Raw genomic sequence first — 18,100 nt, 5'->3', positions numbered from 1 at the left:
AGAGTTCGCTTCACTCGTGTTTCGGCCTATGTTTCAATAATTCATTAAGCACATAGGAGGTGTTCCACATGGCCCCCAAGATCCAGGGAACCATCATAATACAAGGCACAGAGCTGACGGTCACCAACCCGGACAAGCTCTTATGGCCGGAAGCGGGCGTTACCAAAGCCATCTATCTGCAAAAGCTGGCCGCTCTGGCTCCTTATCTGCTCACGTATACGAGCAATCGACTTCTCACCACGATAAGGTATCCTCACGGCGCTGGAGGAACATTTTTCTATCAAAAGAATGCCCCTGAGCCTGTACCAGATTATGTGCGCACTGAAGTTCACGACGGCATCCGCTATGTGGTCATGAATGGACTTCCCGAATTGTTATGGCTTGGTAATCTGGCTGCACTTGAATTTCATCCTTCTCTGCATACTGTGGGAAGCCATCTGCCCAGTGAATGGATGATTGATCTGGACCCCTCTCAGGAACATGAACCCCGGATCATGCAAGCTGCACTCATCGTTGGCGAAACCCTGACTTCCCTTGGTCTGAGGTCCATTCCCAAAACTTCGGGCGCAACAGGAGTTCAAATCATCGTTCCCATTGTGCAGGGAGTAACCTTTGATGAATTGAGAGAGGTTGGTTATTTTGTAGGCAAATATGTCACTCAAAAGCACCCTGATCTGTTCACACTGGAACGACTCAAAAAGGACCGTGGAGACCGCATTTATTTTGACTATCTCCAGCATTATGGAGGCAAGACCCTTGCCGCTCCCTATACACCACGTGCCAAATCCGGCGCCACTGTCTCTACACCCCTTACTTGGGATGAGGTTAGAAGCAACGTCTCCATCCAGGATTACCATCTGATGAACATTATTGAACGCTTGAACCAAACCGGTGATTTAATCGCAGCTGTTGAACCCCAATCGGTAGAGCTCATTCTCAAACATTTGAAGAAAAAATAGCCGACTCCCTCATCACAAGGGGGTCGGCTATTATCATTCATGTATATATCAATCGCTAATGGATACCTTTTTTCTTGAAACGTCCGCCCTTCACGTCATGAATGTTACCGATAGCCACAAAGGCTTGCGGGTCCCAATCTTCAACGATGGTCTTCAGCTTCGCTTCTTCTAAACGGGTAATCACGACAAAAATGATCTTTTTCTCGTCCCCGCTGAATCCGCCCTCTCCATCCAGGAAAGTTACACCACGACCAAGACGGTCTGTCAGGGCTGAACCGATATCACGATATTTCTCACTAATGATCCATACCGATTTGGACTGGTCAAGTCCTTCATTCACAATATCAATCATCTTCATCGCAATATAATATGCAATCATGGAATACAGGGCATTCGGCCAGCCGAATACAAATCCTGCACCTGCGAAAATAAACACGTTAATGAACAATACGATCTGTCCTACAGACAAAGGTGACTTCTCACTAAGCAAGATCGCCACAATCTCCGTACCATCCAGTGAACCGCCAGACCGAATGACAAGTCCAACACCCACACCCAGGATCAATCCGCCAAATACAGCTCCGAGCAAAGGCTCCCCTGGTGTTAATGCAGGCACATGGTGCAATAATGATGTCCCGATGGACATGACCACGATCCCCAGCAGCGTGGATAACGCAAATGTTTTACCAATCTGCTTGTAACCCAGAATCAGGAAAGGCAAGTTAAGCAAGGTCAGGAACACTCCGAGTGGCAGATGTGTAAGTTCTGACACCATAATTGAAATCCCCGTAATCCCACCATCAATAACACCATTCGGTACGAGAAACACTTCAAGCGATACAGCCATTAGTGCAGCACCGATCAGAATCATCACAATACGTTGCAGCAGCTTTAATGTAAACACCGAGCTTTTGACCCCGCGGTCAGCTTGCTTGGCTGTTAGTTCTTTCACCGTTACATTGGACATGGTATCCCCCCCGTTAAATCAGTGTGTGAATCCATTTTATAAATCATTTAAATACTCAGGGTGAATCTACATATGGAGAACAGCAAACTGCGTTCTATATGTACCCTGGCTATACAGCGCAAGCATCTAAAGGCGATATAAAATGGATTCAAAATGTTATTCATCCCGGTTTGCACTTTCAAAAGAGAGCAAAAGGGAGCCTGTTTTCCCGCAGACTCCCCTCCTTCGCCAAGACATGATTTATATATCTATTATATCATAAAAGATCAAATTTGCGCAAAATACTTAGCAAAAAGAAGATAAATTCACAAAAAGTGAACTTATCTTCAGAAATCTGCCCTAAATCGGCTAAAGAAGCGGTGAAAGCATCCGAGAAAGCATTTCTGCGCCTTTTTGCCGTCGTGAACGCTTCTGAAATACCTCCCCATCGATCTGACTGCATTCCCCGAGATCACGTTCAAAATCAGTGATCAAACGACGAATCGGAGAGGACTCGAACAGGACAGCCGTTAACTCAAAATTGCAAAAAAAACTGCGCATATCCATATTGGCCGTGCCTACCGTTGCAAGCAACTCATCCACAATCATCACTTTGGCATGTACAAAACCTTTGCGATATTGGAAAAACTCAACACCTGCTCGCAGAAGTTCCTCTACATATGAAAGGGATGCCAAATGAACAAGCTTTGAATCGGATTGATATGGAATGATAATTTTCACATCAACGCCACTGACAGCAGCTGTTTTGAGTGCCTCATACAGGGCAGGATCAGGGATAAAATAAGGTGTGGTAATGTATATCCGTTCACAAGCTACCGAAATGGCCCCAAAACACATCTCCTGAATGGCATCCCAGTCCTGATCCGGCCCACTGGCCAAAATCTGAATTCGCTCTTCCCCGCTACAGATATGGGGTGGAAATAATTCCGCAAGTTGGGGTTCGGTAATTCGCTCACCGGAAGCCAATTTCCAGTCGTTCAGGAACGTACTTTGGAGGAAATATACGGCATCTCCCTCAATCTGCACATGTGTATCCCGCCAGAAACCCACCTCCGGATATTGTCCAAGATAATCATCGCCTACATTAATGCCACCCACGAAGCCAACCTGTCCATCCACAACAACAATTTTACGGTGATTCCGGTAGTTGACTCTTCGGTCAATCGTTGCAATCAGTGGCGGTAGAAAATAATGAAACTCCACACCTGCATCTTGCAGTTTGCGGATAAAACTCCAGCTCATCTTGTGACTGCCGAGACCGTCACAAATAAACCGAACCTTCACGCCCTCCTGTGCCTTGCGAATCATGACATCCTGAAACTTCGTACTGATCACATCATCACGGAAAATGTAAAATTCCACATGCAGATGGTGCTTTGCTTTTTCCATTTCCCTCAGCATTGCCGCAAATGCCTCTTCACCATTTGTGAGCACCGTACTGTGGTTACAACCTGTAATCGGGCTCTCCGACAGATGGGATAACAGGTTAAACAATCGATGCTGGTGGCTGAAACGATCGCCAGGCATCTGTTCGACATCTCCAATGATGTGGGCTTGTTCCCAGATCGTTTCCTTCATTTCACGGAAGATGCGCGATCCACCCTTGCGGAGTTTTTTTCGTTTGTTATAATCCTGCGCCACGAAATAGTACACTACAAAACCGATCAAAGGCACGCAGAACAAAATAAACAGCCAAGCCACAGCTTTAGCCGGATTACGAAATTCCAGCAAAAGAATTGTGGCTGCCTGGAAAATAAATACGAGTAATATAATGACCAGCCAGAACATTCGGCTTCCTCCTCAAGTGGCAAGCTTCATGGCCTTGCCTTTCTCTCACCTACACATCTTTGACGATTATGTATACAGCTAATCATAGATACCCAATGTACCCCCTATTCGTAACGTTTGCTTAGATAAAACTTTACATAAGCAGACGGAATACTTGATTCTGGAAATTCAAATTTGTACTTCGTTCATTGTATATTCTGACTGTGTTACCTTCTACATATCAGTTTAATGATGGAGCAGATTCGCATTGTGACGCCAATCTGCTCATTTCACCTTCCAGACTCTTCCTCATTTCTTTGTCTGGAGGTGGTCTTCTTACGTAAAATTAGATATAATAATCGTTAAAAACTTATTACCTAAAGGAGAAGAGCAGTGAATGGAAAGTGAGAGGTATGCGTTAAATTTAGTATTGGTTGCTTTTTTGATAGGACTTTCGGCGTTTTTTGTCGCAGTGGAATTCGCTCTGGTACGGGTTCGTCCGAGCCGGATCGATCAAATGATTGCAGAAGGAAACAAGCGTGCGCTGGCTGTTAAACAAGCCGTTGCCAATCTGGACGGATATTTGTCTGCCTGCCAGCTTGGAATCACGATCACATCTCTGGGACTGGGCTGGCTGGGTGAACCAACGGTAGAGAAGATTCTCCACCCTGTGTTTGAAAGCTTGCAAATTCCTGAGGCGGTTTCTTCATTCTTATCATTTGTAATCGCGTTTGCTTCCATCACGTATCTGCATGTTGTGGTTGGTGAACTCGCTCCAAAAACGATTGCAATCCGGAAAGCCGAGACTGTTGCACTGCTGACGTCTACACCTATCATCTGGTTTAACCGAATTATGTATCCTTTTATCTGGCTGTTAAACGGCTCAGCGAACCAACTGGTGAAACTGTTCGGAATCAAACCTGCTTCTGAACATGAAGATGCACACTCCGAAGAAGAGTTGCAGATCATCATTAATGAAAGCTTTGAAAGTGGTAAAATCAACCAAGCCGAATTCGGTTACGTAAGCCGGATCTTTGCTTTTGATGAGATGTTAGCCAAAGAAATCATGGTACCCCGGACCGATATGGTCTGCCTTTATGTGAATAGAACAAACGAGGAAAACCTGGAGATCATTCGTGAAGAACAATATACACGTTTTCCAGTAGTGAATGAGAGTAAAGACGATATCATCGGTATCATTAATACGAAACAATTCTTCCTGGAACTTTACGGAAACGATGAACCTGTTGATCTATCCTCCCTGATTCAGCCTGTATCGGCTGTTCACGAAACAACTCCTGTGAAGGACTTGCTCAAGAAAATGCAGAAGGATGGCGTACATATCGCCGTACTTGTCGACGAATATGGAGGAACTTCCGGAATTGTAACCATCGAGGATGTGCTTGAGCAGATTGTTGGTGAGATTCGCGACGAGTTCGACGCAGACGAAGTGGAAGATATTCAAGTCATCAATGAGAACTATGTCATTATGGATGGCAAGGTTTCCTTATCAAAGGTGAACGACATGTTTATGTCCAGCCTGGATGCAGATGAGTGGGACACCATTGGTGGATGGCTCTACAGCCATCGTCCCGAGATGAACGAACAGGAAGAATATGAGTTCGAGAATCTAATCTTTGTTTTGCTGGAAAAAGACAAGAATCGGTTCTACAAAGTGGCCGTTGTTCCCAAGGAACCACTGACCATGTCTGATTATACCGATGAAGACGAGAAAGAGTCCAATTGGTCTAAATAAAGCAAATTTATAAATAAGAAGAGGAGCACTTGCCTATTTTGGTAAGTGCTCCTCTTCTTATTATATCTCGCCCTATCCGTCACTTCTCCAAGTTATCATTCAACCCAAGAATGAACTCCCATTTTTAGTTTGATTTTAATACCCACTTCGCAATATCATCGATAATGGCTTTGGAGACATTAGATGGCTCAGCGTACTCTTGACCGATCGAAAGTCCATCATAGCTGGATAAAAGATGATTTACCTTTGGATAGCTATTGTACGTTACATTGGAATGACCTTGGAGAGACGATTTCCAGGTTTGGAATTGATTCATAGACACTTGCACATCGTTTTCGCCTTGTATAACAAGCATAGGTGTATTTTGTGTTTTAGCCAGTTCCGCAGGCACATAATCTCTCTGCTCAAACCACCAATAAGCAGGTTGAAGTGGAAACGCCTCAGGAAGATGATCTACAGAATATTTTGGATCTTTAACCATCGCAGCCACATTTTTATAAAAATCAGCTTGCCCTTGTATGACATCCGTGTCTAAACCAAGCTGCTTCATCCGCTCTACCAATTCGTCCTGCTGCTCGGTAAGCACATCCGCAAAGCTACTACTTGGTGCAGCAAGTAGAATACTTCCTGCAATATCATGTTGCTTATCCTCAGCAATGATTAACGGCATTGCAAACCCGCCTTGACTATGTCCAGCTACAAAAATCGCTGTAGAATCAATATGTGTATTCTTTTTAAGCAATTCCACTGCATCGTTTACCTGAACTACGCTCTCTTGTTTTAATGTGAATTTAGGCTGTGAAGCCACCTTATAGGTATGCTCATATGTGACCTTATCGTATCTTAATACAGCAATTCCTTGTGAAGCCAAACCTACCGCAAGATCGCGAAATGGCTTTGCACCACCAATGGCAGCATCTTGATTGCTAGGCCCAGATCCGTGTACCAGAATGACAACCGGGAAAGGTCCCTCTCCCTTGGGCAAAGTTAATGTCCCTGGCAAAGCTAAATCACCCTGACCAACCGTAATGTCTTGTTCTGTATAGGCAGATGGGGCGTCGTAGCTTGGTTTTTGATACACATCTGGCGTAGCGGCGGCAATATGCAAATCATCTACAAGTCCGTTATGATTCATTCTGACCGTAATATTTAAACGAGTCAGCTCTGTTTTGAACGTATAGGTAACATTGCGATGCACTGTATTATTTTCTACATGCTTAGCTATGGCTTCACTTGTAATTTTGCCATTTTGTCCTTCTAAAGCTCCCCACAGCTGACTCAACAACGTGGGTGACAACACTCCACTCACAGAGGTATGAACATACTTGGCAGCCTCCTTGCCATCGCCCTCACTAATAAGGGAAATGAATATATCCTCAGGTGCTGCCTTCAGCGTCTCGGAAAGAAATGCCCCATCCATATAGGTAGTTCCTTTCGTTAACTGAACAGGATTGTCTAAGGATATGGCTTGCCCATTCACCATCGCCTGTTTCTCTCCAACCTTAACTACAATCGTAAGCTCACTTTTTCGTATTGTGATTTCTCCTGTCTTTTGTTGCCAAGATACCTCAGCCCCATTCTTTTCTGCAATCTCACGAATAGGAACAAGATTTTCACTACCAGCGGATTTTTCAGCAGCTTCTGAGATGGATGTTACCGGAAGGATGAGACCTACGAAAGTAAGAGAAAGTAATAGCTTTTTCCAATTGTTCATTGTAATAACTCCTCCTAATAATTAATTTCATCTATTATATGCATAGCATTATGAGCCTTTATTGGCTCAGGACTATGCTTATAACAACAATAGCAATGATGAATAACAACAGGACCCAAGATAGTGGACGAGCGAAGTTAATTGTCCAGCCTATTCCATAACGCTTTTCTATGGTTAAAGAAGGATCATTGGCATTGAAGTAAATAAACCCAAGCTTCCAATAATCATCGTCATTCACAGGTTGCTCCTTAGATCGTTCATGATCCTCTTGTTGATTACGAATTTTCCCACCGCCCTGTCTGCCTGTGAGAGATAGCCATACAACACCTAACACGATCACCACAGGAGTGATGAAGCTAATAGCTGTTAACAAGACCAGATTAGGGACGAACATATTGATCTGAATAAAGGCAAATAAAATGGTAAGAAGTAAGCCTGTTACAAGCGTAAATAGGGACCATTTACGGCGGAATTGAATATTTTCAGCAGCAAATTGGCCCGGATTAGACGTAGTAAGCTGTTGTTTGCTTGATTTAATACTCCAGTTAACCAACATCATAAGTGCAATGATTCCTAGCTGTACAAGATTAATAGCCAGTACCGAGAGGTAAGTTTTAGGCACACTGGAAGTGACATGGCCTTGAAGATCATATTTTATTGGAATGACGTTAGGTAGTGCCTTATAATTCAGGATCGAAATGATCGCAATGGCAACAATAATAGCCATGTGAATGAGAAACCAATAGTTGGAATAGGTGAGTTTATTTTGGCGGAAGGTGGTATCGATTTTAACTCTTTGAGGTGCTTCTACAGTTGTAAGTGTTCCTTTTATCTTTTTCATCTTGAAATGAAATAAGATGTGTAGCGCTGTCCAGTACACAATAAATATCATTGTGCTAACACCGGTAATCATTGCGGTAGCATCTTCATTAGCAGATCGGAGAAAATACAGACAGACAAGTATAATCATCCCGTTTCCGATCAGACTTACTGTAGCAAACGTACTTCTTAGCTTACGTAAGATGGGTGTGTAGTAATTATATTGACTTACCGTAACCCCAAAGCTAATGGTTTCCCTTGTCAGATATGGTGTAAAAGATAGAAGTAAGGCTAATGGAGCAAAGATTAAAATGATAGGTAATATACTAAATAGCTGCATACATAACACACTCCCTTGATTCTTTACTCTTTGTTGTGACCCATCTTCACATCATCATACATTTGGTCTAACACCGCAGATAATTCTTCTTTGGTCATTCCTCGACAGATCGCTTCCGCAATAATCGGTCTTAATTCTCTTTGCTGCTTTTTCAAAAAATCATCCGTTAAACCAGGCATTCCATCAGGGTTCACTACAACTCCCTTTTGTCTATGAACCAGAATGTATCCATCTTGCTTGAGTAGTGTATAAGCCTTGTTGACGGTGTGAAGGTTAACACCGATATCTGCGGCCAAATTCCGAACCGAAGGTAACGCCTCACCTAGCTGTAACTCACCACTAGCAATGCCTTCAATAATTTGATAAACAAGTTGCGAATAGATGGGAAGTTCGGATTGCATATCCAGTTGAATAATCAAGGGTTCACCTTCTTTTGTTATCTGTTATATATCAAGTATAACAGATATAACATGAGTGAACAATATGTATGAAAAAAAGCCGCATATCAATGGTGAGGGCAAACTTACCTGACCCTTCACCATTGATATGCGGCTTACCTGTTGAGCTTATCGATGTGATTCAACAAAAAACATCAGTAGTGGCACATGACAGCGTTGTATTTCAAATTCCATTTAAGTTTCAGTCTTATCTTCGACAATCCGATAATGGATTTTGCGAACTATAATTTTCAGAATCATATATAGGGGAATCACGATAATCATACCCAAGATATTTCCCAGGTCAGCACCCACGAGCAAAAGGATAACAGTAGTCAGTGGATGAATATCGAGCTGTTTGCCATAGACATAAGGTGAGATCAGGTTATCCTGAATTTGCTGTGCGATTACAATGATGACCAGTGACCAGATCGCCATCGAAGGTGATTCGATAAACGCAACAATGACAACCGGAATAGCTGCCAGCAAAGCACCCACATAAGGGATGAAGTTCAGAATAATGGATACAACCGTCAGCAGCAATGCGTAAGGCAAACCTAAGATGAGAAAACCGATGTACATCAGAATCCCCAAGGCTACATTAACAATAACCCGGCCAACAATATAGTTGCTTAATGCTTCATCGATCTCATGGACGGTTTCTTCCCCATCCTTCCGATAATGTCTTGGCAACAATAAGGTTAGATTCGTTCCAAACTTGCTGCCTTCCTTAAGCATGTAATACAACATGATCGGGAACGTTGCCAGAATAATAACCAGATTGGATACCACGGAGAATAACCCGGAGACATAATTGGTTACCTGAGTGATCCCTTGGCTCAGAACATCGGATAATCGTGAGAATAGATTGGAATCATCAGGCAGGTATCTGGATACAACATTACTCTTTTCAAGTGCATTCAACTGATCGCTGAGTGAAGTAACCAACGCTGGAGCATTCTCCACGAAATTCATCAATTGTTCACGCAGGGAAGGCCATACAAGCACACTAAAACCTGCAAGTATTAATGCAATTACGACATAAATAATCAGAACTGATAATGCACGTTTGATCTTATGCCTTTCCATATAATCGACAAGCGGGCGCAGCAGATAATAGAAGAAACCAGCAATCAGCAGCGGAATGATGATGATGTGAATCAGTGAGGTCAGGGGGCTGAAAATAAAGTTCACTTTTTCCCCCAGATACACGATGAGCAGCAGCAGAATAATCGCTGTACATATGCGGTAGAACTTGTTATTTATCAAGAAACGTGATCCCTCCATGCGCTGCTCTGCCAAAGTGACTGCGGCGTTCATATGTATATCTAGTCATTTACTTATGATACTAAGTACCCTTAAATGACAGTCATGCCACAGGCGATGCTGAATATACACTTATTTTCTTTCCAAAACAAACATTGGAGCAAAAAAAAGAAGCAGGCGTTAGCCTGCCACATCTCTTTTGCTGAATACAACCCAGGAAATCACCATGAAAATAACGTAATACACCGCCAGAACTGCAATGGAGAAACCCAGTGTCATTCCTGCACTCGGACCACCCATTAGCGCAAAATCTGCCCCAGAGGTCATGTATTTGCTAAGATCCATGTTGTTGAATAGGACATACTTGGCCCACTCATAACGGACCGGATTGAATATGAGTGAGAAGATACTCTGTGAGAACATAATGAACAGAGATAATCCAATCGCAAGTGCACCTGAACGAAATACAGAGGACACCATAAAGGCAATCGCAAGCGTAATGAACAGATCAACGTACAAATATCCCCATAACGTCAGAGCATTCGTAGCCGGACTACTGCTTCCTCCCGGAGCATCATGCGAGAAAAGGATATAAGACGTTAGCATGGCCATCGCGATGATCAGCAGTGTACTGACAATACTGAAGCCAACGACGGTCAGATATTTGGAAGCAAGAACTTTGCTTCGTGACCATGGACGGATCAGCAATAACTTAATGGTTCCCCAGGTAAATTCGCCCGCAACCGATTCCGCTGCAATCACGACACAGAAGATCGTGTTTAGGAAAAACGTAATCTGTATGGTCGTTACAGCCGCTTCCCAGTACAAAACTTCATTGGACCCCATTCCTTCTCGCAGTAACACTGGCATTAATAGCGAGATCAGCGCCAGAATTGATAACATTATCCAGGTACGGGGACGACGGAAAATTTTCATATTCTCGTTCAATATCAGATTACCAAAACTACCCAATGCCTCCACCCCCAGTGACTTGCAAGAATTGTTCTTCCAGGGTGTGAGTCACGTTACGAATACCGTACACCTGAAACCCTTCGCTAACCAGCTTGGCATTGATATCCGGAATCTGCTCACGAGACACCCGCATCACCAGGACATTGCCCTGTACGACAGCACCCTGAATCAGATCCGCAGCACGATCTGCATCATTCAGCTCAAAAGCAACTTCGATTAATGCATCCGAACCTGCTTCAGCCCGAAGGTTTCTTACATCGATCAACTTGCCATTCTGGATGATGGCCACCGTATCACACATCAGCTCCATCTCCGACAACAAATGACTGGATACAAAGACCGTAATGCCTTCCTCTTGGGTGAGCTGGCGCAAATAATCTCTTAGTTCCCGTATACCCTGTGGGTCCAAACCATTGGTCGGCTCATCCAGTACAAGCAGCTTCGGTTTATGTAATATCGCTTGCGCGACCCCCAGACGCTGGCGCATGCCCAGTGAATAGGTTTTGACCTTATCGTGAATACGGGCTGTGAGCCCCACACGCTCAATTGTTTCCGCAATACGTTCCTTCGTAACTCCCGGCGACATGCGGGCAAAGTGAACGAGATTTTGGTACCCGGTCAGAAACTTGTACATTTCCGGATTTTCTACAATAGCTCCTACCTGGGCTACCGCCTGCTCAAATTCATTCTTTACACTGTGTCCCGAGATGAAAATGTCACCTTTACTGATGGACATCAGTCCAACCATCATTCGAATCGTCGTTGTTTTTCCCGCGCCATTGGGTCCTAAAAAACCAAAAACCTGCCCCGGAGAAATATCCAGAGTCAGGTCGCTGACCAATGATCGGGAGGATATGATCTTGCTGACGCCCTGAATCCGGACGACCGGCTCCTGCTGCATTCAATCCCCTCCTTCATGGACGAACACATCATTCATGCCCGTTTCTCATATGCACATAGTGTATCATAATCTTTAGTATATTGTCCCGCAAACTGGGATTTCCCCTGACGTTTCGCTTCAACTACACACGCTTCACAGCATCCAAGCGGCATTTCACTCCGGTAGAATCCGGTGCGAAATACGTGATTGCCTCCATTGCCCTCTTCCTTCATTTCGACAGAGCTTCTAGTGACCGACACAATCATCCCACAACTGACACAGTAAAAGCGGCCCGTTTCGATCAATGATATTCCTTCCCCTCACAAGGAGCTTAGAAGTCCTTGTTATTTGTCGTTAGACGCTGAAAATTGATACATTTTGTATCTATCTCGTAATTTACTTGACACCGGGACTAATGTCAAGGCTTTAAAGCTATAAAAACAAGCAAAACACAAAAAAAGCTCCAAAAATGCGACAAAAGTCTCGCATTTATGGAGCCTCATGTTAGGTAAATGATACAATTCGGTTCAATGTATGGGTTAATACTATTTCCTGATCAGTCACTATTGTCGACCTGCGAGGTATCCTCGTTTTTCTGATTTGGATAATACCAAAGTAAGGTCCACTCATCGCCATCCTCTACCAGATAACAGGTCTGCACAATATCGAATTGGCCAAAGGTACCTGAGTACTTCTGGGTGACCCGGATTCTGTAGGCTTCAGAAAATGGCTTAACGCCATCGATCACGGTTACATCGAACTCGCGCTCCGGCTTTTCCATCTCCAGCTCAAACGTTTCCACGCCAAAATGCTGCATAAATATATGTGCTCTGTTCTGTACGTAAGCACTCTTGGGAAACCGCTCTTTCATCAGGGGATGAAAAAGTTCCCATGAACTGCCGAAGTCACCCGTCTGCTCATATTTGTAAAACTCTTCGGCAACAGCAGTAGCTTCATCCGATGTATCTGCCTGAAACAAATACGGAATGGTTCTGGCAATCAACCACAGCAATAATACAATGATCGCGATGGACCCGATCTTTTTGAGCAAAGCATTCCGGTTCCTTCTTCGCAGCATGTCCAGTCCTCCTTGTCCTACTCCATACTTATGATGGATGGCAGACAAGTAGAAGTTGAACGATACATCTAATTTCCTGGGAAATCACTCGCTGTGAATGGAAGTACGCTTTCCTTTTCTGATCCTTCGGATAATGGACTGAAGTCCTGCATATATGGCAATCCCACAGCAGCCGCCGAGCAAGTCTACTCCAACATCACGTATCGAGCTTGTCCGGTCCGGGCTGAACTGCTGAATATACTCATCAATGGAGGCTATAACAAACACTACAGCCAGAGCAGAAACGATACTGGTCACAAGGGATGTTCTTCTGTACCGCATCCCGCCGTACACAAGCACGGCGAGCACAGCGTATACAAATAAGTGCGCACTCTTGCGAAAGATGAACTCTGCAAAATCATACGGCCGCTGCTTCAGCGAATACTCATACTCCCCGTAAGTGAAATGCACATCAGGAAGTGTAAAACCGATGTGCAATTTTTGAGACCATTTATGAAGCCAAGGCTGAATGTCTTGCTGTTGAGAGGATTGCGTGGACATGGACCAGATAACCAGAATCCAGATCACAATCAACAGCAGAGCAATGAGAAATCCGTACGTTCTTCGTACATGCTTTTGTCTCGTGCGCCCGGAGCCCTCCTCCATCATTTTGATCTTCACCACTTTCATATCTCTCTCGTTATTCTATTGATCCAACATACATGCCTCTGCCATTTGTACCTACATATACCTGACCATAGATTTGACGGTCTGCCGCCATAATTTGCGGTTCATTGCCCAGCCCGATTCCATTACCTAAAGGACCTATATTGTTCCAGGTTATCCCCATATCATCGGAACGGAAGAATCCATTCACGTTATTTACGGTGCCATATACATAGACAGCTGGAACCAATCTGCCGGGCTGAGCTTTACCAAAGGCAAATAATTTGGAATTCTGCACACCCTGGATCTTGGAAAATGTATTTCCCGAATTCGTTGATGCATATAATCCATCGGTTCCCAGACTCACCCATACATTATTCGCCACGCCAGGTGCAGCCTCGACTTTAATGAAGCTTGTATTGATATCCGTATTAATCGGAAGGCGAACCGTATTCGCTTTGGACCAGTTGGCACCTGCATCCGTAGACCGATACAGATAACCAGCAGCATACATATAAAATTTATATCCATTGATGCGATCCGCAGCCAGTGGATGATTATAGGCAAAGACCATATTCCCCCCGATGGCCTGAAAAGGGGCACCATTCATATTTTGCCATGTTGCACCACGATTCGTGCTTCTGACCGGATTACCGGTCTGGGGGTAATAAACAATTACATTTGGATTAATGGCTGAATAGGCGACCCTCCCCAGTTTGGAGCCAGCCGGAACATTCATTGGAGTTACTGTAACTCCGTTATTGGAAGAGACAAATAAACGTGTGGTGGTACCATACCAGTCACTGCTTCCCAGAAATATCATGTAATTCGGATTTGCCTCGTGATAATCAATACTCACAATTTCTCGCATACCTGCGAGCGGGATTTTGTTAAGAGGAACATCGGTTACATTTTCATGTCTAAATCCGACTTGATCCGTTAAACCACTAAAAAATGAAACACCCTGAGGTGGTGTGGATGCCGTGAGTGCGACGACTTCTTCATGACCATCGGTAATGGCTTCCCAAGTACTCGCTGTATTACCAGTCAATCCAGTGGTACCATTGATATTTTCCGTTTTGTACACGCCAAACCAGTCTGTAGCGTATACGGTGCCCGGATTATGTGGATCAAACTTGATACTGGATGTGGCTGAGAAAAACATGTTGGGTGTCCACCAGGACGGTTTGGATACCAGCGTTTTGCTCACTGTTGTCCAACTCTGTCCGCCATTAACGGAACGATACAGTGGCAGATTATCTCCGCCTGTTCGAACGGCTGCCAGGATGTGATTATCATTATTGGGATCAATCGTGATTCCATAATAAGATGAGTAACTGGAGCTGGGTGTTATATTTGTCCACTGCACACCATTGAACTTGTAGACGCCCTGATTATCCGTGGTCACATACAACGTCCCGTTCTTCGCCACAGTCATACGTGCAGGATATTCGGGACTTCTCCCGGTAAGTTGCCAAGTGGTCTGCCCATTGCTTCTTGGTGCTTTGCTATACACACCAATGCCGCGAACCCCCGCATACACAACTTGACCTTGCTTTGTCACGGGATTCAATCCATAAGCTACACTCCGAATTCCCTCACCGGACAGTCCGCTAGGTACATCCCATACCTTGCTCCATGTGGCTGCACCATCACTGGAAGTGTACAATCCATCATATCGTGTACCCACATGCAGGTAATTGGAGTTCGTGGGATTAACTGCGATGCTCTCTCCCATGGCTCGATGGATATTTCCATTCGATTCATTCCGAAGATTAAGTCCGGTTCGAGTCCAGGTCTCTCCCCGATCCGTGGATTTCAGAATATCACTCGGTCCCACGTTACCGTACTTCCCAGCAGCGATATACACGACATTGGGGTTTTGCTGATCCAGCGCAATTCCATCCACGCCGTACAGATTGCTGTCCTCATCTCCAAAATGATCCAGTAGTGGAACCCAATCTCCTGAAGCTGTATCCAACCGATATACTCCTCCAACGTCAGTTCGAGCGTAAACCAGATCAGGCTCAGTCGGATGAATAACCACCCCTGTAACGTACCCCCCACCACCAATAGGTATATTATTCCATTGATAGTTTTGAGCTGATTGAACATAATTTGTACTTGCCGGTATCATGAGCATATACATTAGTAGCACAATCAGGGACAATTTCATTAGCCTGGAGATACGCATCTGGTTCACCGCCCTATCCGATCATTTTGAATGTTCTTCAATCATCTGATGTATCCTGTCTCGTTCCGACTGTTCCACGATATAGTAATACACTCCGTCTATTTTCTTGCCCGTGCCTTTAATCTCAACGGATTCAATATGATCCAGTACCGAACGATAATTGGAGAACATCTGCTTCATCTCATCAAAGGTAACGTCGGTTCTGACGTGAGCACTGACTTCGTCCAGCAACGTCTCCAGTTGCAATACGTTGGATACCTGGACCGTATTTTTCAGCACTTGTTTGATGATCTCCCGCTGGCGGTCATTCCGCCCGAGATCTCCCTTCGGATCATCATAACGCATCCGCGAAAATCCCAAAGCAGCTTCACCATCCAGATGAATATTCCCTTGCTCGAACCGGTAACCCTCATAGTCAAATGCAAACGGGTTATTCACATTCACTCCACCCACCATGTCGATGACTTGTGCAAAGCCCTCCATATTCACTTTCATGTAGTAATGTATGGGAACGTTGAGCAATTGTTCCACGGTCTGCACAGACATGTTAACGCCCCCAAAAGCATAGGCATGGTTGATCTTATCCTCCGTGCCGTGACCAACAATATTCGTTCTGGTATCTCGGGGAATGTTAAACATAAGTGCGGATTTTTTCGCAGGATTAACACTTAATACAATCATGGTGTCGGAGCGCCCCCGATCATTGGAACGTTCATCCACACCCAGAATCAAAGCATTAAAAGGTTCTTCATTCTCCATATCCACAGGGAAATCTCCCCCACCCCGCTGGTCTACAATGGATACCTGCTTGATGGGTTCCCGTGGTTCATACATTTGATCCGCCGCTGATTTAACATGCGAATACAGATACACAGAATATCCAATCATGACAACTGCAACAAGGGAAATGGCACCTAATGTTATTTTGATCCCGCGTCTCATGTTATGGCCTCCGTCAGATGACTGCCGTTTTTCTTCCATCGATATTGGTTAGACCTGGACGACCAACGGAGTAGTATTGAAAGGACGTATCTTTAATCTGATCTTCTCCGTAGATGTTTCTTCCATCAATCAGGATGGGTTGATTCATATGCGCTGCCAAATCAGTCAGATTAACCTCCATGAACTCTTTCCATTCCGTCAGAACACAGAGTGCATCAGCACCTTCCGCCGCTTTCATGGCACGCTCTTCCCACGTAATGGATGGGGAATCCACCTCTTTGCGGAAGTTCTCGGTAGCGATGGGGTCATATGCCCGAATCACTGCTCCCTGCTCAAGCAAACGCTGAATGATCTCAATCGCCGGAGCATCACGAACGTCATCGGTATCTGGTTTGAAAGCAAGCCCCCAGATGGCAATCTCCTTCCCTTCGAGTGAGCCTAGTGCATCTTCCAGTTTACGAATGATGTTGAAGCGTTGATCTTTGTTCACTTCCACCACGGACTTCAGCAGTTTGAAGTCATAATCCACATTACCTGCAATTTGAATCAGAGCTTGTGTATCCTTAGGGAAACAGGAACCTCCGTAACCAATGCCTGCTTTGAGAAAGGAGGCACCGATTCGTCTGTCATAGCCCATGCCTTCGGCAACGCGGCTGACATCTGCTCCTACTTTTTCACAGATGTTAGAGATTTCGTTGATAAATGAGATCTTGGTTGCGAGGAAAGCGTTGGATGCATATTTAATCATTTCGGCCGAGCGAATATCCGTAACAATAATCTGATCGGTTAATGGCTGATGCAGCTCTTTCAACGTGGCGACTGCCCGCTCACTATGTGTCCCAATGACTATCCGGTCAGGATAGAGCGTATCCTGGACAGCGGTACCTTCTCGCAGGAACTCCGGTACCGATGCCATGTCGAATGGATGATTCGTCAGACTGCTGATCCATTCCTGAATACGATCGTTAGTTCCGACAGGAACAGTGCTTTTAGTCATTATTATTTTATAATTATCCATATAAGAACCTATTTCTCGCGCGACAAGTTCAATAAAGCTCAGATTTGCTTCGCCATTAGGCAGGGATGGCGTACCCACCGCGATAATGATGATATCCGAACGACTGATAGCATCCTGAATGTTGGTGGTGAAGGACAGCCTTCCTGCTTTCATATTGGCATTCATGATATCTTTCAGACCCGGTTCATAGATCGGAACATGACCGTCCATTAACATATTCACTTTTTCCACATTGTTGTCGACACAGATCACGTTATTTCCCAGTTCCGAAAAACATACGCCCGATACCAAACCCACATACCCTGTGCCAATCACCGTAATATTCATTCCATAATCTCCCCCATGT

Annotated in this window: 16 protein-coding genes; 2 read left to right on the top strand and 14 right to left on the bottom strand. The window is 44.6% G+C overall.

Going from position 1 to position 18,100, the window contains the following annotated elements; translation table 11 throughout:
• The first annotated feature begins 68 nt into the window (after positions 1–68).
• Positions 69–959, top strand: coding sequence for a non-homologous end-joining DNA ligase (gene ligD, locus MHH25_RS06780; protein ID WP_340019554.1), 891 nt, complete (start codon positions 69–71; stop codon positions 957–959).
• Between the two features lie 55 nt (positions 960–1,014).
• Here the strand turns inward: ligD and MHH25_RS06775 are convergent, their stop codons facing one another.
• Both MHH25_RS06775 and cls read right to left on the bottom strand, forming a co-directional pair.
• Positions 1,015–1,926 carry a YitT family protein gene (locus MHH25_RS06775; protein ID WP_036668942.1) on the bottom strand — a complete coding sequence of 304 codons (912 nt, stop codon included), beginning with the start codon at positions 1,924–1,926 and terminating at the stop codon, positions 1,015–1,017.
• A gap of 348 nt (positions 1,927–2,274) precedes the next feature.
• The gene (gene cls, locus MHH25_RS06770; protein WP_036668941.1) at positions 2,275–3,714 is read right to left on the bottom strand and encodes a cardiolipin synthase; all 1,440 of its coding nucleotides are present in this window, start codon (positions 3,712–3,714) and stop codon (positions 2,275–2,277) included.
• A 376-nt stretch (positions 3,715–4,090) separates the two neighbouring features.
• On the opposite strand from cls, the gene MHH25_RS06765 reads away from it, so the two are divergent.
• Positions 4,091–5,449, top strand: coding sequence for a hemolysin family protein (locus MHH25_RS06765; protein WP_036668939.1), 1,359 nt, complete (start codon positions 4,091–4,093; stop codon positions 5,447–5,449).
• A gap of 124 nt (positions 5,450–5,573) precedes the next feature.
• On the opposite strand, the gene MHH25_RS06760 is transcribed toward MHH25_RS06765, so the two are convergent.
• The 12 genes from MHH25_RS06760 to MHH25_RS06705 form a co-directional block, all read right to left on the bottom strand.
• Positions 5,574–7,163 carry a stalk domain-containing protein gene (locus MHH25_RS06760; protein WP_340019552.1) on the bottom strand — a complete coding sequence of 530 codons (1,590 nt, stop codon included), beginning with the start codon at positions 7,161–7,163 and terminating at the stop codon, positions 5,574–5,576.
• Between the two features lie 58 nt (positions 7,164–7,221).
• Positions 7,222–8,322 carry a DUF5808 domain-containing protein gene (locus MHH25_RS06755; RefSeq protein WP_340019551.1) on the bottom strand — a complete coding sequence of 367 codons (1,101 nt, stop codon included), beginning with the start codon at positions 8,320–8,322 and terminating at the stop codon, positions 7,222–7,224.
• A gap of 23 nt (positions 8,323–8,345) precedes the next feature.
• Positions 8,346–8,741 (bottom strand): GntR family transcriptional regulator, encoded by a 396-nt coding sequence (locus MHH25_RS06750; protein ID WP_036611299.1) that lies wholly within the window; start codon positions 8,739–8,741, stop codon positions 8,346–8,348.
• 213 nt (positions 8,742–8,954) lie between these two features.
• Positions 8,955–10,028, bottom strand: a complete 1,074-nt coding sequence (locus tag MHH25_RS06745) for an AI-2E family transporter (protein ID WP_081745953.1) — start codon at positions 10,026–10,028, stop codon at positions 8,955–8,957.
• 177 nt (positions 10,029–10,205) lie between these two features.
• Positions 10,206–10,997: a DUF2705 family protein gene (locus MHH25_RS06740; RefSeq protein ID WP_036668933.1), complete on the bottom strand. Its 792-nt coding sequence runs from the start codon at positions 10,995–10,997 to the stop codon at positions 10,206–10,208.
• A complete protein-coding gene (locus MHH25_RS06735; RefSeq protein ID WP_036611301.1) occupies positions 10,990–11,898 on the bottom strand; it encodes an ABC transporter ATP-binding protein in 909 nt (302 codons plus the stop codon). The genes MHH25_RS06740 and MHH25_RS06735 overlap by 8 nt, the downstream gene beginning before the upstream one ends.
• Positions 11,899–11,930: 32 nt before the next feature.
• Complete coding sequence (locus MHH25_RS06730) at positions 11,931–12,182, bottom strand: hypothetical protein (protein WP_127551208.1); 252 nt, start codon at positions 12,180–12,182, stop codon at positions 11,931–11,933.
• Between the two features lie 251 nt (positions 12,183–12,433).
• Positions 12,434–12,955 carry a hypothetical protein gene (locus tag MHH25_RS06725; RefSeq protein WP_340019550.1) on the bottom strand — a complete coding sequence of 174 codons (522 nt, stop codon included), beginning with the start codon at positions 12,953–12,955 and terminating at the stop codon, positions 12,434–12,436.
• Positions 12,956–13,039: 84 nt separating this feature from the next.
• On the bottom strand, positions 13,040–13,624 hold the full coding sequence (locus MHH25_RS06720) for a VanZ family protein (protein WP_340019549.1): 585 nt from the start codon (positions 13,622–13,624) through the stop codon (positions 13,040–13,042).
• Positions 13,625–13,634: 10 nt separating this feature from the next.
• Positions 13,635–15,794 (bottom strand): hypothetical protein, encoded by a 2,160-nt coding sequence (locus tag MHH25_RS06715; RefSeq protein ID WP_340019548.1) that lies wholly within the window; start codon positions 15,792–15,794, stop codon positions 13,635–13,637.
• Between the two features lie 21 nt (positions 15,795–15,815).
• Positions 15,816–16,736 (bottom strand): LCP family protein, encoded by a 921-nt coding sequence (locus MHH25_RS06710; protein ID WP_047841973.1) that lies wholly within the window; start codon positions 16,734–16,736, stop codon positions 15,816–15,818.
• 13 nt (positions 16,737–16,749) lie between these two features.
• A complete protein-coding gene (locus tag MHH25_RS06705; protein ID WP_036611311.1) occupies positions 16,750–18,081 on the bottom strand; it encodes a UDP-glucose/GDP-mannose dehydrogenase family protein in 1,332 nt (443 codons plus the stop codon).
• Positions 18,082–18,100: the final 19 nt, after the last annotated feature.

Origin of the sequence: Paenibacillus sp. FSL H3-0457 (assembly GCF_037981725.1) — a bacterium.
GTDB lineage: Bacteria > Bacillota > Bacilli > Paenibacillales > Paenibacillaceae > Paenibacillus > Paenibacillus amylolyticus.
Note: the sequence above shows the minus strand (reverse complement) of the source record. Positions and strands in the feature narration are given on the sequence as shown.

Coding starts and splice junctions, on each gene's coding strand:
- MHH25_RS06715 (WP_340019548.1), bottom strand. CDS start 15,794: ATGCGTATCTCCAGGCTAATGAAATTGTCCCTGATTGTGCTACTAATG.
- MHH25_RS06755 (WP_340019551.1), bottom strand. CDS start 8,322: ATGCAGCTATTTAGTATATTACCTATCATTTTAATCTTTGCTCCATTA.
- MHH25_RS06765 (WP_036668939.1), top strand. CDS start 4,091: ATGGAAAGTGAGAGGTATGCGTTAAATTTAGTATTGGTTGCTTTTTTG.
- ligD (WP_340019554.1), top strand. CDS start 69: ATGGCCCCCAAGATCCAGGGAACCATCATAATACAAGGCACAGAGCTG.
- MHH25_RS06725 (WP_340019550.1), bottom strand. CDS start 12,955: ATGCTGCGAAGAAGGAACCGGAATGCTTTGCTCAAAAAGATCGGGTCC.
- MHH25_RS06735 (WP_036611301.1), bottom strand. CDS start 11,898: ATGCAGCAGGAGCCGGTCGTCCGGATTCAGGGCGTCAGCAAGATCATA.
- MHH25_RS06705 (WP_036611311.1), bottom strand. CDS start 18,081: ATGAATATTACGGTGATTGGCACAGGGTATGTGGGTTTGGTATCGGGC.
- MHH25_RS06775 (WP_036668942.1), bottom strand. CDS start 1,926: ATGTCCAATGTAACGGTGAAAGAACTAACAGCCAAGCAAGCTGACCGC.
- MHH25_RS06720 (WP_340019549.1), bottom strand. CDS start 13,624: ATGAAAGTGGTGAAGATCAAAATGATGGAGGAGGGCTCCGGGCGCACG.
- cls (WP_036668941.1), bottom strand. CDS start 3,714: ATGTTCTGGCTGGTCATTATATTACTCGTATTTATTTTCCAGGCAGCC.
- MHH25_RS06710 (WP_047841973.1), bottom strand. CDS start 16,736: ATGAGACGCGGGATCAAAATAACATTAGGTGCCATTTCCCTTGTTGCA.
- MHH25_RS06760 (WP_340019552.1), bottom strand. CDS start 7,163: ATGAACAATTGGAAAAAGCTATTACTTTCTCTTACTTTCGTAGGTCTC.